The organism is Bacteroides salyersiae WAL 10018 = DSM 18765 = JCM 12988 (assembly GCF_000381365.1).
Classification (GTDB): Bacteria; Bacteroidota; Bacteroidia; order Bacteroidales; family Bacteroidaceae; genus Bacteroides; species Bacteroides salyersiae.
Genome location: NZ_KB905468.1, coordinates 114,795 through 127,854, shown reverse-complemented (window position 1 = coordinate 127,854; position 13,060 = coordinate 114,795). Strand labels below are relative to the sequence as shown.

Here is a 13,060-nt window from a genome sequence, read left to right as displayed (position 1 = left end):
TTCTATTTTGGGAAATAAAAGTAATAAATCATAGTATTTATTGCCGAAAAATTATCTAACTTTGCAATAACATTCATGTATTAAAACAAATTGAATTAAAATGGGACATCATCAATTGGATTCTTTAGATGAGCAAATTTTGAAGTTGATAGCGGATAATGCGCGTATTCCTTTTTTGGAAGTGGCGCGTGCGTGTAATGTGTCGGGAGCGGCTATTCATCAGCGCATACAGAAGTTGACTAATCTGGGAATATTGAAGGGTTCGGAATTTGTTATCGACCCTGAGAAGATAGGATACGAAACGTGTGCATATATTGGAATTTACCTGAAGGATCCTGAATCTTTTGATTCTGTAACAAAAGCTTTGGAGGCTATACCCGAGGTGGTAGAATGCCATTTCACTACTGGGAAATATGATATGTTCATAAAGATTTATGCAAAGAACAACCATCATTTATTAAGTGTAATCCATGACAAGTTACAACCGTTGGGATTGGCACGTACCGAAACACTTATCTCTTTCCATGAGGCTATAAAACGGCAGATGCCGATTATTGTGGATACGGATGAGGAATAAGTGAAGAGTTTATAACTCTTTGATATAATCGACGAAAGAATAGGAGCAAAGATGTTTTTCATCGGCAAGATGAACTTCTTTGCTTTTTTTATGCCATATTTGAGGGTCTATCGCAGGAAAGAAAGCATCGGCTTGTGGAGCCTCATTATCTATCTCTGTAAGGCAGAGTTCATCGGCCAGTTCAATGGCTTGGCGGTATACGGTTTCACCACCGATGATGTAGACATGCTCTTTTTCATGGCAGCTTTGTAGGGCGGCTTCCAGAGAAGGGAATACTTCTGCTCCCGGGAAATTAGTTGCCGGATTAGTGGAAAGAACTATATTACGGCGGTTCGGGAGTGCTCCTTTGGGCAGAGATTCAAACGTCTTACGCCCCATAATGATTGTGTTGCCTGTAGTAAGTGCTTTGAAACGTTTGAGATCATTGGGTAACCAGAATAAAAGTTTATTTTGATAGCCGATACCCATGCGGCGATCTACGGCTGCTATGATACTGATTTTGCTCATAATAAAGTTGTTAAGTAGTAAGTAGTAATCAAGTAGTAAGTAGTCAAGTAGTAAGTAGTTAAGTAGTCAAGTAGTTAAGTAGATGATAGTCGAGTAATAGGTAGCAGATGGTTGAAGACCGTGCTGGATGACAATATTATTAAAGTTCTTATTATCATGAAGTCTTTATTTTATCTTCCATGCGTTCGAGTTGGCAAATCAAACTATCACCTACTTACTACTTACTACTTAACTACTTACTACTTGACTACTTACTACTTGATTACTACTTACTACTTAACTACTAATTTACACCGAAACTTTCCCGGCAATATGAGGATGCGGATCGTAGTTTACCAATTCAAAATCTTCATATTTGAAGTCGAATATACTTTTTACGTCCGGATTTATCTTCATCTGCGGCAATGGGCGTGGTTCACGGGTCAATTGTAATTTTACCTGGTCGAGATGATTCAGATAGATATGGGCATCTCCCAATGTATGTACAAAGTCACCGGCTTTCAGGCCGGTTACCTGTGCCATCATTTGCAGCAATAGGGCATATGAGGCGATGTTGAAAGGAACTCCTAAGAAAATGTCCGCACTGCGTTGATATAACTGCAGGCTGAGCCGGCCATCGGCTACATAAAATTGGAAGAAAGCATGGCATGGAGGTAAGTTCATGTTGTCCAGATCGCCTACGTTCCAAGCGCTGACAATAATACGGCGGGAGTCCGGATTGTGCTTGATGGTATCCACCACTTCGCTGATCTGGTCGATAAATCCTCCTTTATAATCGGGCCATGAACGCCATTGGTAACCGTAGATATGACCGAGATCACCGTTTTCGTCCGCCCATTCGTTCCAAATACGAACACCGTTATCTTGCAAGTACTTTACATTTGTATCTCCTTGCAGGAACCATAGTAACTCGTGTATTATTGATTTCAGATGTAGTTTCTTTGTTGTCAGACAAGGAAAGCCCTCTTCGAGGTTGAAGCGCATCTGATGTCCGAATACACTGATTGTACCCGTACCGGTACGATCACTTTTTTCGGTACCTTCGGCGAGTACACGACTGAGTAAATCTAAATACTGTTTCATGATTGCAAAGGTAGGAAAAAAGTAGTTAGAATTTAGTAGCTGGTAGTTAGAATTTGGAATTTAGTAGTTGGTAGCTGGTAGTTAGAATTTAGTAGTTGGTAGCTGGTAGTTGGAATTTAGTGGTTGGTGGCTAATGGGGTGATGGCGGGGAGAGTAGGCGGAAGAATCTGTTCGATTATAAAAATGGAGTGAACAGATTGGCAAACCAGCCGACAAACTTTTTCCATGGTGAACGCTGTTTCCAAACTTCCGGGGTCAGTCTGGTGCAATGCTGCGTGTCAGCTTGGAATACACTATCCAATTGGGCGGTGAATTCTTTGTTAAAAATGAAAGCATTGGTTTCATAATCGTAGCGCAGGCTTCGGCTGTTGAGATTGGCTGTGCCTACCGTGCAGAATGTTTCATCTACCATCATGATTTTAGAGTGGTGGAATCCTCCGTTATACAAATATATATCTGCTCCGCGTTTCATCAGTTTGTGGACTTTGTAGAGTGAAGCATCCGGGGTAAAGGGGATATCGGATTTGGAAGATATCATAATCTCTACTTTGGTTCCTTTTTCGAGGGCATGATTCAATGCCTTGCGTATGGAAGAGGTTGGAACGAAATAGGGGTTGACAATACGTACGTTTTCTTTGGCGGCATATATCGACATTGCGTAGGTGTGGCTCAACATTCGTGGATCTTTCTTAGGAGTACGGTCTACAATGGCTACGGTAATGCCGTCCGTACTGTCTGCCGGTGCGGGTCGCTCGGGGAAATATACTTCTCCTGTGATATTCTGCTTTGTCGTTTTATTCCATATCGTGAGGAAGATTTCTTGTAGGATATCTACTGCCGGACCTTCGATACGGATGTGCATATCACGCCATGTACCGATTTTGGGAAGTCCGTTGATGTAATAATCAGCAATGTTCATGCCACCGGTGTATCCTATCCGGCCGTCGATAACGACAATTTTCCGGTGATCCCGGTGGGCAGCGTGATTGATATAGGGGAACTTGAAAGGATCGAATTTTACAATTTCGATACCTCGTTCACGGATAGCCTTGAGATGGCGTTTCTTTAATGGTTTATTGTTGGACCAATTTCCGAAAGCATCGAACAATGCCCGGACTTCTACGCCTTCTTTTACTTTTTCGGCAAGCAGATCGAAGAGTGCATTGGCGATCGAGTCATTTCGAAAGTTGAAATATTCCAGATGAATGTGGTGTTTGGCACCGCGTATGGCTTCAAAAAGGTCATTGAATTTTTCACGCCCGCTGGTAAGCAGTTTTACTTTGTTGCCGTAAGTGATGGGAATGCCCGATTCCTGAAGGAAGTGGATCACCATTTGTTCGCTGGATAGTTCGGCAGTATCCTGTCGCTGTACCCATAAACTATCTGTTTCACCTGCCCTTGCGTTGCCTATTGTGAAAAGTAATAATATGAAGAATATATGTAGTTTCAAAGCGCTTTGTCTTTATTTAGTTCACCTAAGAAACAAAGATACAACATCTCTGTTCGGAGCTACTTTTTGTCAAGGGTATATTTACTATAATTTAACATGCGAGCCCTCCTGTGATAGCATTTGATGTAAAGTCTTTGGTGATTAAGAGATATTTTCTTATCTCCTGATGAAAAGTAGGTTGAAACGGTAGGCTATCAATGACAAGCACCCTGCTTATGAGTGACACGCACTATGCATAGGGACGATATGCACCGTGTATACGAGCGGTATCTACCTGTTTCCTTACCTTTATGGAGGGGGAGGTAAACAGTTCCCGTCGTTGGAAACAAAAAAAGAGAGAAGCCAAACTTCTCTCTTTTCCCTCATAATAATTTGAATATATGATTGTATTACGTTGACAAATATACTATAATTTATATCGAAAAACAAGCGTTTGATGCTTTTATATTCTTATGCCGGTAAATTCTATATCTCCTTATGCCATTGACCATGCTTTGCGGATACCCAGAAACATGAGTACCATTACAACGATAATCAGTGACTTGGGGTCGATGCCCGATGTTGCCCCGTTTTGTACCAAAGCGACGAATATATCACGTGCCGTGGTAACGATTGCCTGTAAACCGTCGAAGACCAGAAATAGTATTATAGCTACGAGCATGATGAACAAGCTCCATACCTTGATCAGTAAACTTGTGCGGCAAGGCAACCGGTTCATTACACGGCGGCTAAATCCGTTATCCGGTATCTCCTGCTTTTGTTCAGCGAAGAATGCCCGTATCAATTTATCATCTGTTTCCATCATAACCGTTTTGTTTTAAATACATTGCTAATTTTTCTTTTCCACGTGACAGGTGACTTTTGACGGTCCCTGCCGGTATTCCCACAATTCCTGCTATTTTATCTATGCTTACATCTTCCATGTAGAATAGCGTAATGCAGGTTCGCTCCACTTCTTTTAGCTTTTTGAGTGATTGATAGATGTCCATGCGTTGTCCTATATTGTCTTGTTCAACGCTGTTGGCGGCATCTACTTCTCTGGAATCCAATTCGGTTGTTTCCTTTCGGCTGCGAATATAATCATAAAATACATTATAAGCAATACGATAAAGCCATGTTGAGAAATTTGAAAGATTTTTAAAGGTTGCGATGTTCGTATAGGCTTTGATGAATGTATCTTGTGCCAAGTCGTCACTCAATTCGCTGTCGCCGCAAGTCAGGTTGAGGAAGAAACGCCGGATGGGCGATTGATACTTCTGCACCAACTGGTCGAAGGCCCTGGTGTTTTTGAACACCACGACCTGTGCGACTAACGATATATCGTTGAGTTGTTTCATTTCTGTTCGTCAGTGGGGCGTTGGTTACGGGCGACAAGCCATTGGCCAAGACCGGTAAACAGGATGAGTAGTCCGATACACCCCATGGCAAAACTGTCTGTAATGGCCCATAGGAAAATGAACAGCCCGGCACCGAGACACATGTTTTTGATTCCTTTGGCGGTGGTATCCGTATTCAGACTTTCTTTGAGAATGCCTTCCGGAATGGGCTGTCCGGCTGCAATGGCTTTTTCTACCAGTTTGTAGCGTTCGCGACGGCTTTTATAACGAAAGTAGAATGCAATGAAAATCACGAAGATCGGGAAGCCGAATGTGAGCAGCAGGACGAAGAATGCAAGCGCGATGCCTGCGCTGGCTGCACTACCGAGATCTTTGAGTAGTGAAAAGTCTTCTTTCGAGATAATGGAAGAATCGTCATAGGAGTCATCGTATGAATCGGTCGATTCACTTTCAACGGTAATTCCGTCTTCGGTCGTGTCGGTATATTCGGGAGTATAAACCGAGTCATCTTCAGTTTCCGTCTTACTGATCGTAATTTTTACATTTTCGGCACTGTCTTTGTAGATGGTACTCTTTTTCTGCGCAAGTGAGAGGGAGCAGAAAGCTGCTATCATCATCAGGGTGGTTAAAATTCTTTTCATATCTTGTAGTTTTTTTGTTTCTTTGATTGTTAGACGTAGTTAGTCTTACGGAAAGTTGCAAAGAGACGAAATATTTTTGATATTTGCAGGAATAAACAAAATAAAAGCAATGGAATTGCAAATAATTCAGAGCAAGATTTATGAGATACGGGGGCAGAAGGTAACAGAAGAAGAGTTTGAAATCTTGATGTCGCAATTTGCGATATCAAGTTGGGGTGGTGTACGTAAGTTGCCGTTTGCTTTTACGGAACAGGGGTTGGCCATGCTTTCCGGCATCTTGAATAGCGATGTGGCTATCGAGGTAAATATTTCGATTATGCGTGCTTTTGTGGCTGTTCGCCGGTTAATGGCTAATCCTCCGGTGAATGATTTGGCAAAGCTTCAATTGGAGATTCAGGAACTGAAAGCATATATCGAAGAAGTTTTTGCCGATTATAATGATATTAATGATGACACGCGAATGCAGATTGAATTGATAAATCAGACGATTGCCGAGCTACAGGCAAAGGATAAAGATGAGACTAAACATCGTAATCCGATTGGCTTCAATACCTATAAAAAATAGATATAATGAATTTACCAGCTCCTTTTACCGAATATACCCGTGCCTTGTTGGGCAACGAAGAATACGAAAAGTTATCTGCCGCTTTGGACCAGGCTCCCCCTGTCAGCATCCGGCTGAATCCATCGTTCCTCACCGATGCCAATTCCCTCAATTCTCCCGTCTCCCCTGTGCCTTGGTGTCCGGAGGGGCATTATCTCGGCCAGCGTCTGACGTTTACGTTCGACCCTCTTTTCCATGCCGGTTGCTATTATGTGCAGGAAGCTTCGTCGATGTTCGTTGGGCAAGCGTTGAAGCAGTATGTTTCCGAAGAACCGGTGGTGATGCTCGATCTTTGTGCCGCTCCCGGTGGAAAATCGACTCATGCCTGTAGCCTTTTGCCCGAGGGTAGCCTGCTGGTAGCCAATGAAGTGATTCGTAACCGTTCGCAGATACTTGCCGAGAATCTTACCAAATGGGGCTATCCCGGTGTGGTGGTAACCAATAATGATCCGTCCGATTTCTCTCGTTTGGGTGCTTTTTTTGATGTAATCTTGACCGATGTACCTTGTTCCGGTGAAGGGATGTTTCGTAAAGACCCCGGTGCTGTCGAAGAGTGGAGCCCGGAAAATGTGGAGATCTGTTGGCAGAGGCAGCGACGTATCATTGCCGATATCTGGCCTTGCTTGAAGCCCGGTGGCATCCTTGTTTATAGCACTTGCACGTATAATACGAAAGAAGACGAGGAGAATGTTCAATGGATTCTTGATGAATTCGGAGCAGAGGTGCTTCCGGTGAATGTTCCGGAAGGGTGGGGGATTACCGGCAATCTGCTTGCGGCAGCCGACTTCCCTGTTTACCGCTTCTTGCCTCACAAGACGATAGGAGAGGGCTTTTTTCTGGCCGTGCTCCGTAAACCGGAAGCAGAAAGGCAGGGCGGAATAGTTACTTCTATCAATCGGGAAGTTACAGTTTGTGGTGCGATGAACGAAAAACTTTCCCGTAAGAAAACGGCCGCCGCCCGCAATAATAGTAAACCGTCTTCTGCCCCGATGGGTAAAGAGCAGATAGCCGTGGCAAAAAGCTGGCTTCTTTCTCCCGAAGATTTTGAGGTGTCTGTCAATGGAAGCTTTATCACTGCTTTTCCAAAGGAATACACGGGTGAATGTTCTGTTCTTCAGCGATATCTCCGTATTGTTCAGGCAGGGGTCGTGCTTGGTGAGGTAAAAGGGAAAGATTTGATTCCGAATCATGCATTGGCTATGAGTCCTTCGCTTTTGCGTACGGAGGCTTTTGCTTCCGAAGAGATCGGTTACGAGCAAGCCATCGCCTATCTACGGAAAGAGGCTATTACCTTGCCGGCAACAGCCCCTCGCGGTTATGTTCTGCTTACTTATCGGAAAGTTCCTTTGGGTTTTGTAAAGAATATCGGCAATCGTGCCAATAATCTCTATCCGCAGGAGTGGCGTATTCGCAGTGGATATTTGCCCGATGAGATACGCATTTTGTGATGACGATTCGGGTATCGGAACCGTTCGGCTTCTTCTTGGTTAAGGCAATATCCCTTCCGGAATTTCCTGTTCGGTGAACGAAAAGCTCAACTGCTTTCCTGTCCCTTCTTCTTCCAGAATGTAAGAAGGGGGAGGTTCGGGTGATGTCCGTGTGTCCCCTATCGGAGGAGTATCCCAGTTCAGATTCAGGTTCTTATCCAACCGATGAAGTATATACGGATTGCCATGAAGGATAAATTTTTGTGAATCGGTCGAAGTTCCCACATACTCCATGCCCTCCGTAAAGGTGAGTGTCATATGGGCTTGGTTGCCATCACCCGGTTCGAGTGTATAAGTCCCTTTGGCTACCAGCACCAGCCCGGATGAAAAAGCGGTTGGAATTGTCCGATTGAAGAAATAGACATCCCGTGCCCGATTATTGATGAGAAATATATCCGAAATGCCGGGTAGTATCTCTGCGGTTCCATCCTCCAACAGTGAAGATCCGCGCCTGCGAAATAGTTGCATTGCTTCGTAATTGTCGACTACTTTAATTTTCAGAAGACAACTTTCCAACGTTGCGGCGTCTGTAACTTTCAAGGTCGTTTTTCCCGTAAGGATACCCCGTACGTAGATGGCGCTACCGCCCGGTGTCGACCATCCATGCTCCACTTGGGCACTGATAAGGCGCTGATCTTCTACTTCCAGTGAGTAGTCACCGTTTCCGCTTTCCAACCCCAGATAACGTATACCGCCCATAGGAACTTCGTACGTATCGTTGTAAAAACGTAGCGGGTTGTCATTGTCGTCCTTATTGCATGCACTCAGCAGAATAAGGATGCAGCATAAAGCTGCTGAACAGAAATGTTTAGGTTTCATAATCAGTATTTTATGTTTGCTGCAAATATAATGTATTCTTCTGTCTTTGTCAACAAAAAGCAACAAACAATGTTGGATAGAAATGCAAAGATTTATAATTGATTCTTATATATCTTCGCCATTGCTTTCTGATACTGGTTTTCCAGTTGCAGATAGTTCTGTTTGCTTTGATACACAACGGATACTTCCACAAAATACTCTATCATACTGATTTGCCCGCCTGTCAATGCCTGTTTCAGCATGTCGAGATCTTGCTGTGCCTGAAACGTTTTTTCATATTCGTCCATGGAGGAACGGAGGGTTTGCGCTTCACGGTAAAGTTGCGCCACTTGCGATTCCGCCTGCAACATAGCGCTTTCTTTCAGGAAATCGGTATTCATGGATTGTGCCTTTGCAATCTTAACTTTGCTTTTATTCTCGAAGATAGGGAAAGAAAAGCCTACCACCAACCCATTGAACGGTGTTCCCGATTCCGTGTTCCGGCGGTATCCCAATTCCAGTTTGGGCAACCAGCCTTGTTTGTTGACACCGATCTGTTGCCGGGCGGCGGCACTTTCGCTGGCAAGTGCCTGCAAGGTCGGATCGGCGGCCAGCACTTCCGTTTTCAACATCTGATAATCCGATGGAAAGATAACGGACGGATAGCTGTTTTCTTCAAAGACAACAGGAATGTTCCCGTTCAATGTGTTCAGTTCCTGTAGCTTATTCCGTAAGGCGGTTTCGTTCAGTGAAGCTTCCGTCTTCACGTTCAGTAATTCCAGATTGATCTTATTTGTTTCAATCACATTGGCATCACCGGTTTGCAGACGTTTTTTGTACATGGCCGCAAGCTCTTCGGCATTACGCAGCCGTTCCTGCAATATTTGCTGTTGTTGGCGAAGCATAATAATATCCAGACAAACCTCTTTGGCTTGCAACAGGATGCTCTGGCGAAAAACGCTTGCTTGTCCGTCAAAAGAGTTCGTTTTCAAACGATTCAATTTTGCCCGGCTGGCATAGAGACTGGGAAAGTCGAAACTCTGCGAAACAACGAGTTCACCGATTGTTTCACTCTTGTCCTTTGATCCCCACAGGTGTGCGTAGGAGAGGGTAGGATCCGCCAGATTGTTATCGGTTTTGGCTTCCAGTTTCTGCGAAGAGATGAGCCGGGCATTTGCCTGTAGCTCTTTATTGTTGGCCTCGATGTTCCGCAGTACCTGATCTATGCTGTTTTGTGCCTGCATTCCTGCAAAGGTGAGGAGTGCGGCAGTAAATAAAGTTATTCGTTTCATTTTATTCATTGTTTAGAAGCCTCTCCCCAACCCTCTCCGTGGGAGAGGGAGTTAAGTTAGTTTTGTAACCAACTAATAAACAAGAGTATTTCCCTGCTCCCTCTCCTGCGGAGAGGGTTGGGGAGAGGCTTTTTATTATTTTTTTCTCATCATCAGATAAACAATAGGGATGATAAATCCGTTCAGGAAAGTCGATGTTAAAAGACCTCCGAGGATTACTTTTGCCATCGGGCTTTGTATTTCGTTACCCGGCAGGTCGCCGCTCAGTGCCAATGGTATCAATGCCAATGCACTGGAAAGTGCCGTCATCAGAATCGGATTCAGACGGTCGAGTGAACCATGAATAACGCTGTCATATACTCCCATTCCCTCTTCCTGTTGCAGATGGTTGTAATGGCTGATGAGTAACATACCGTTACGGGTGGCAATGCCGAAAAGTGAAATAAATCCGATGATGGCCGGTATGCTGACTTCGCCTGTCGTGATAAGCAGGGCGAATACACCGCCGATCAAAGCCAAAGGCAGGTTGATAAGAATTACGGCAGACTCTTTCACATTTCGGAATTCATGATACAACAGCAGGAAGATGACAACGATGCTCATAAAAGAAGTCAGTGCCAATGTGCGGCTTGCGGCCTGTTCGCTTTCAAACTGCCCGCCATATTCGATATGATATCCTTCGGGAAGTTGCACCGAACTGTCTATCTTGTTTTGTATATCGTTTACCACGCTGCGCAGGTCACGATCTGCTACGTTGGCAGAGATCACAATTTTACGTTTTACATTTTCCCGGTTGATCGTATTCGGCCCCATTGCCGACACCACATCGGCTACGTAGCTTAGGGGAACTTTCTTGCCATCCGATGTATCCACCATCAGATTGCGTATCTTTTCCGCTTCGTCGCGGAAGTTATTTTTCACTTTGATGATCAGGTCGAATGCTTTCCCTTTCTCGTAGACTTGTGAAATCACCTCTCCGGCCAATGCCACATTGATATATTCCGAAAATTCGGGCAACGTGATGCCGTATTTGGCAAGCATTTCGCGTTTCGGAGTGATTTTCAGCTGCGGGCGTTCTATCTGTTGCTCCACATTCAGATCGGCAATTCCCGGAATGCCTTCGATGGCGCTTTTAATTTCATTACCTAAAGAAAACATTTTATTCAGATCATCACCGAACAGCTTGATAGCGATGTTAGCTTTTGTTCCGGATAGCATGGCATCGATGCGGTGGCTGATGGGCTGGCCGATTTCGATATTGGCTCCGGTGATGGTACCGAGCTTTTCGCGCACATCGGCCACAAGTTCGCTGCGCGAGCGGTCTTTCAGTTCGAATGGTGCTTCGATCTCCGAAGTATTCACTCCTAAGGCATGTTCGTCGAGCTCGGCGCGTCCTGTTTTCCGGGCCACGGTTTGTATCTCGGGAATACTTAGCAGGAGCATTTCTGCACGGTGCCCCATCTTGTCGCTCTCTTCCAGAGAGATACCCGGAAGTGAGGAGATGTTGATGGTGAACGAACCCTCGTTGAACGGTGGCAGGAAGGAGCGTCCCAATGTAAAGAAGCATCCTAAAGCAATGATGAACAGCGCAATGGTGCTACCCAACGTAATCCGCTTATGATTCAACACCCATACTAATGCCTTCTCATAGACTCCTTTCAGCCAACGTGCAACAAATGCTTCTTTGGGGAGCTTGTCGCTTTTGTTCCGTCCCAACAGATAAGAGCAGAGTACCGGTGTCAGTGTTAATGCCACTACCGTAGAAGCGAATAGTGCCACGATGAAAGCGATACCCAACGGTACCAGCATACGTCCTTCCATACCTGTAAGGAAGAATAGCGGCACGAAACTGACCACGATGATCAGCGTGGAATTCAAGATAGGCATACGCACCTCTTTCGAAGCGTTGAAAACGACATCGAGTACCGATAATTGTTCTTCTTTCGGTTTCATCCGGTTCTCCCGCAACCGTTTGTACACGTTTTCCACGTCTACGATCGCATCGTCCACCAGCGAGCCGATGGCGATTGCCATACCTCCTAAACTCATGGTGTTGATAGTCATCCCCATGTAATGCAGGGTAAGAATGGAGACGATGAGCGAGATGGGGAGTGTTACCAGTGAAATGACGGTAGTACGCACATTGGCCAGAAACAGGAAGAGAACGATAACAACGAAAATACCGCCTTCGAACAGCGACTTTTTCACATTACCGATAGAGCTTTCAATGAAACGACTTTGGCGGAAAATATCCGTAGACACCTTTACATCTGCCGGCAGATTCTTCTGCAAATCTTTTAAGGAAGCTTCTAACTTGTCGGTCAGTTCCAGCGTACTGGTAGCCGGTTGCTTGGTAACGGTCAGTAATACGGCCGGTTTTCCTCGTTCCGAGGCGGTACCTAACTTCGGAGCTTTGGGACCGATAGCTACATCGGCAATATCTTCGAGTAACACAGGCACACCATTGATACTTTTTACTACGGCTTTTCCCAATTGGTCTGCTTTATCCGTAGAGAGTACGCCGCGTACGATGTATTCGTTGCCGTATTCATAAAGCACGCCACCGTTGGCGTTGAGGTTCATATCTCGTGTGGCCGACATAGCTTCCCCCATCGACACACCGTAATGGCGCATCCGTTCCGGATCGAGTTGTATCTGATATTCTTTTAGTTCGCCACCGAGTACGGCTACCTGTGCTACTCCTCCTGTGGACAGCAGACGCGGACGGATGGTCCAGTCGGCAATTGTACGCAGGTCGAGCATGGAGGTAGAATCGGCTGTAAGGCCTATGATCAGCATCTCTCCCAAAATGGAAGATTGCGGGCCGAGTGTCGGCTTGCCGACGTTAGCGGGCAGAGATTCGTTGACTACTGCCAGTTTCTCACTGACAATCTGCCGGGCCAGATAAATATCCGTTCCCCAGTCGAATTCTACCCAAACCACAGAGAACCCATTGGTAGAGGAGGAGCGTACGCGTCGTACTCCCGTTGCACCGTTCACGGATGTTTCTACCGGAAAAGTGACGAGTTGTTCCACTTCCTCAGCCGCCATACCGTTGGCTTCGGTCATGATTACTACCGTCGGTGCGTTGAGATCGGGAAATACGTCCACTTCTGTATGTACGGCGGTATATGTACCGCCTATCAGTAACAGCACCGATGCCACGAGCACCAGGATACGGTTCTGAAGAGAGAAATGTATAATCTTGTTTAACATGAACTTATTTGCTATTTTGACGATTTTCTATTTATTATTTGCCATGCATCGCAGAATCTACTATTTGA

The 13,060-nt window shown here is 45.1% G+C and carries 12 protein-coding genes; 3 read left to right on the top strand and 9 right to left on the bottom strand.

What is annotated here, in order from left to right; translation table 11 throughout:
* The first annotated feature begins 100 nt into the window (after positions 1-100).
* A complete protein-coding gene (locus HMPREF1532_RS18410) occupies positions 101-577 on the top strand; it encodes an Lrp/AsnC family transcriptional regulator (protein ID WP_005933376.1) in 477 nt (158 codons plus the stop codon).
* A 9-nt stretch (positions 578-586) separates the two neighbouring features.
* Here HMPREF1532_RS18410 and HMPREF1532_RS18405 read toward each other — a convergent pair whose 3' ends face one another.
* From HMPREF1532_RS18405 to HMPREF1532_RS18380, 6 genes are all read right to left on the bottom strand, one after another.
* Positions 587-1,084 (bottom strand): dihydrofolate reductase, encoded by a 498-nt coding sequence (locus HMPREF1532_RS18405; protein WP_005933374.1) that lies wholly within the window; start codon positions 1,082-1,084, stop codon positions 587-589.
* Positions 1,085-1,372: 288 nt separating this feature from the next.
* Entirely contained in the window at positions 1,373-2,167 is a 795-nt protein-coding gene (locus HMPREF1532_RS18400) for a thymidylate synthase (protein WP_005933372.1), read from the bottom strand.
* Between the two features lie 175 nt (positions 2,168-2,342).
* On the bottom strand, positions 2,343-3,617 hold the full coding sequence (cls, locus tag HMPREF1532_RS18395) for a cardiolipin synthase (RefSeq protein ID WP_005933370.1): 1,275 nt from the start codon (positions 3,615-3,617) through the stop codon (positions 2,343-2,345).
* A 475-nt stretch (positions 3,618-4,092) separates the two neighbouring features.
* Positions 4,093-4,422, bottom strand: a complete 330-nt coding sequence (locus tag HMPREF1532_RS18390) for a DUF5056 domain-containing protein (protein WP_005933368.1) — start codon at positions 4,420-4,422, stop codon at positions 4,093-4,095.
* Complete coding sequence (locus HMPREF1532_RS18385) at positions 4,406-4,954, bottom strand: RNA polymerase sigma factor (RefSeq protein WP_005933366.1); 549 nt, start codon at positions 4,952-4,954, stop codon at positions 4,406-4,408. Before HMPREF1532_RS18385 ends, HMPREF1532_RS18390 begins: the two co-directional genes overlap by 17 nt.
* A complete protein-coding gene (locus tag HMPREF1532_RS18380; RefSeq protein ID WP_005933362.1) occupies positions 4,951-5,595 on the bottom strand; it encodes a DUF6249 domain-containing protein in 645 nt (214 codons plus the stop codon). Before HMPREF1532_RS18380 ends, HMPREF1532_RS18385 begins: the two co-directional genes overlap by 4 nt.
* Positions 5,596-5,704: 109 nt before the next feature.
* On the opposite strand from HMPREF1532_RS18380, the gene HMPREF1532_RS18375 reads away from it, so the two are divergent.
* Together HMPREF1532_RS18375 and HMPREF1532_RS18370 are read left to right on the top strand one after the other, a co-directional pair.
* The gene (locus tag HMPREF1532_RS18375; RefSeq protein WP_005933359.1) at positions 5,705-6,160 is read left to right on the top strand and encodes an ORF6N domain-containing protein; all 456 of its coding nucleotides are present in this window, start codon (positions 5,705-5,707) and stop codon (positions 6,158-6,160) included.
* Positions 6,161-6,165: 5 nt separating this feature from the next.
* On the top strand, positions 6,166-7,647 hold the full coding sequence (locus tag HMPREF1532_RS18370) for a methyltransferase RsmF C-terminal domain-like protein (RefSeq protein ID WP_005933356.1): 1,482 nt from the start codon (positions 6,166-6,168) through the stop codon (positions 7,645-7,647).
* Between the two features lie 39 nt (positions 7,648-7,686).
* Here HMPREF1532_RS18370 and HMPREF1532_RS18365 read toward each other — a convergent pair whose 3' ends face one another.
* The 3 genes from HMPREF1532_RS18365 to HMPREF1532_RS18355 all read right to left on the bottom strand — a co-directional run bounded on the left by HMPREF1532_RS18365 (position 7,687) and on the right by HMPREF1532_RS18355 (position 12,992).
* A complete protein-coding gene (locus HMPREF1532_RS18365) occupies positions 7,687-8,505 on the bottom strand; it encodes a hypothetical protein (protein WP_005933353.1) in 819 nt (272 codons plus the stop codon).
* A 92-nt stretch (positions 8,506-8,597) separates the two neighbouring features.
* Positions 8,598-9,776, bottom strand: a complete 1,179-nt coding sequence (locus HMPREF1532_RS18360; RefSeq protein ID WP_005933350.1) for a TolC family protein — start codon at positions 9,774-9,776, stop codon at positions 8,598-8,600.
* A gap of 135 nt (positions 9,777-9,911) precedes the next feature.
* Positions 9,912-12,992 carry an efflux RND transporter permease subunit gene (locus HMPREF1532_RS18355; protein WP_005933348.1) on the bottom strand — a complete coding sequence of 1,027 codons (3,081 nt, stop codon included), beginning with the start codon at positions 12,990-12,992 and terminating at the stop codon, positions 9,912-9,914.
* Between the last annotated feature and the right edge of the window lie 68 nt (positions 12,993-13,060).

Excerpts from the sequence above, each read along its gene's own strand:
- HMPREF1532_RS18360 (WP_005933350.1), bottom strand. The coding sequence starts at position 9,776 with ATGAAACGAATAACTTTATTTACTGCCGCACTCCTCACCTTTGCAGGA.
- HMPREF1532_RS18365 (WP_005933353.1), bottom strand. The coding sequence starts at position 8,505 with ATGAAACCTAAACATTTCTGTTCAGCAGCTTTATGCTGCATCCTTATT.
- HMPREF1532_RS18370 (WP_005933356.1), top strand. The coding sequence starts at position 6,166 with ATGAATTTACCAGCTCCTTTTACCGAATATACCCGTGCCTTGTTGGGC.
- HMPREF1532_RS18355 (WP_005933348.1), bottom strand. The coding sequence starts at position 12,992 with ATGTTAAACAAGATTATACATTTCTCTCTTCAGAACCGTATCCTGGTG.
- HMPREF1532_RS18405 (WP_005933374.1), bottom strand. The coding sequence starts at position 1,084 with ATGAGCAAAATCAGTATCATAGCAGCCGTAGATCGCCGCATGGGTATC.
- HMPREF1532_RS18390 (WP_005933368.1), bottom strand. The coding sequence starts at position 4,422 with ATGATGGAAACAGATGATAAATTGATACGGGCATTCTTCGCTGAACAA.
- HMPREF1532_RS18410 (WP_005933376.1), top strand. The coding sequence starts at position 101 with ATGGGACATCATCAATTGGATTCTTTAGATGAGCAAATTTTGAAGTTG.
- HMPREF1532_RS18385 (WP_005933366.1), bottom strand. The coding sequence starts at position 4,954 with ATGAAACAACTCAACGATATATCGTTAGTCGCACAGGTCGTGGTGTTC.
- HMPREF1532_RS18400 (WP_005933372.1), bottom strand. The coding sequence starts at position 2,167 with ATGAAACAGTATTTAGATTTACTCAGTCGTGTACTCGCCGAAGGTACC.
- HMPREF1532_RS18375 (WP_005933359.1), top strand. The coding sequence starts at position 5,705 with ATGGAATTGCAAATAATTCAGAGCAAGATTTATGAGATACGGGGGCAG.
- HMPREF1532_RS18380 (WP_005933362.1), bottom strand. The coding sequence starts at position 5,595 with ATGAAAAGAATTTTAACCACCCTGATGATGATAGCAGCTTTCTGCTCC.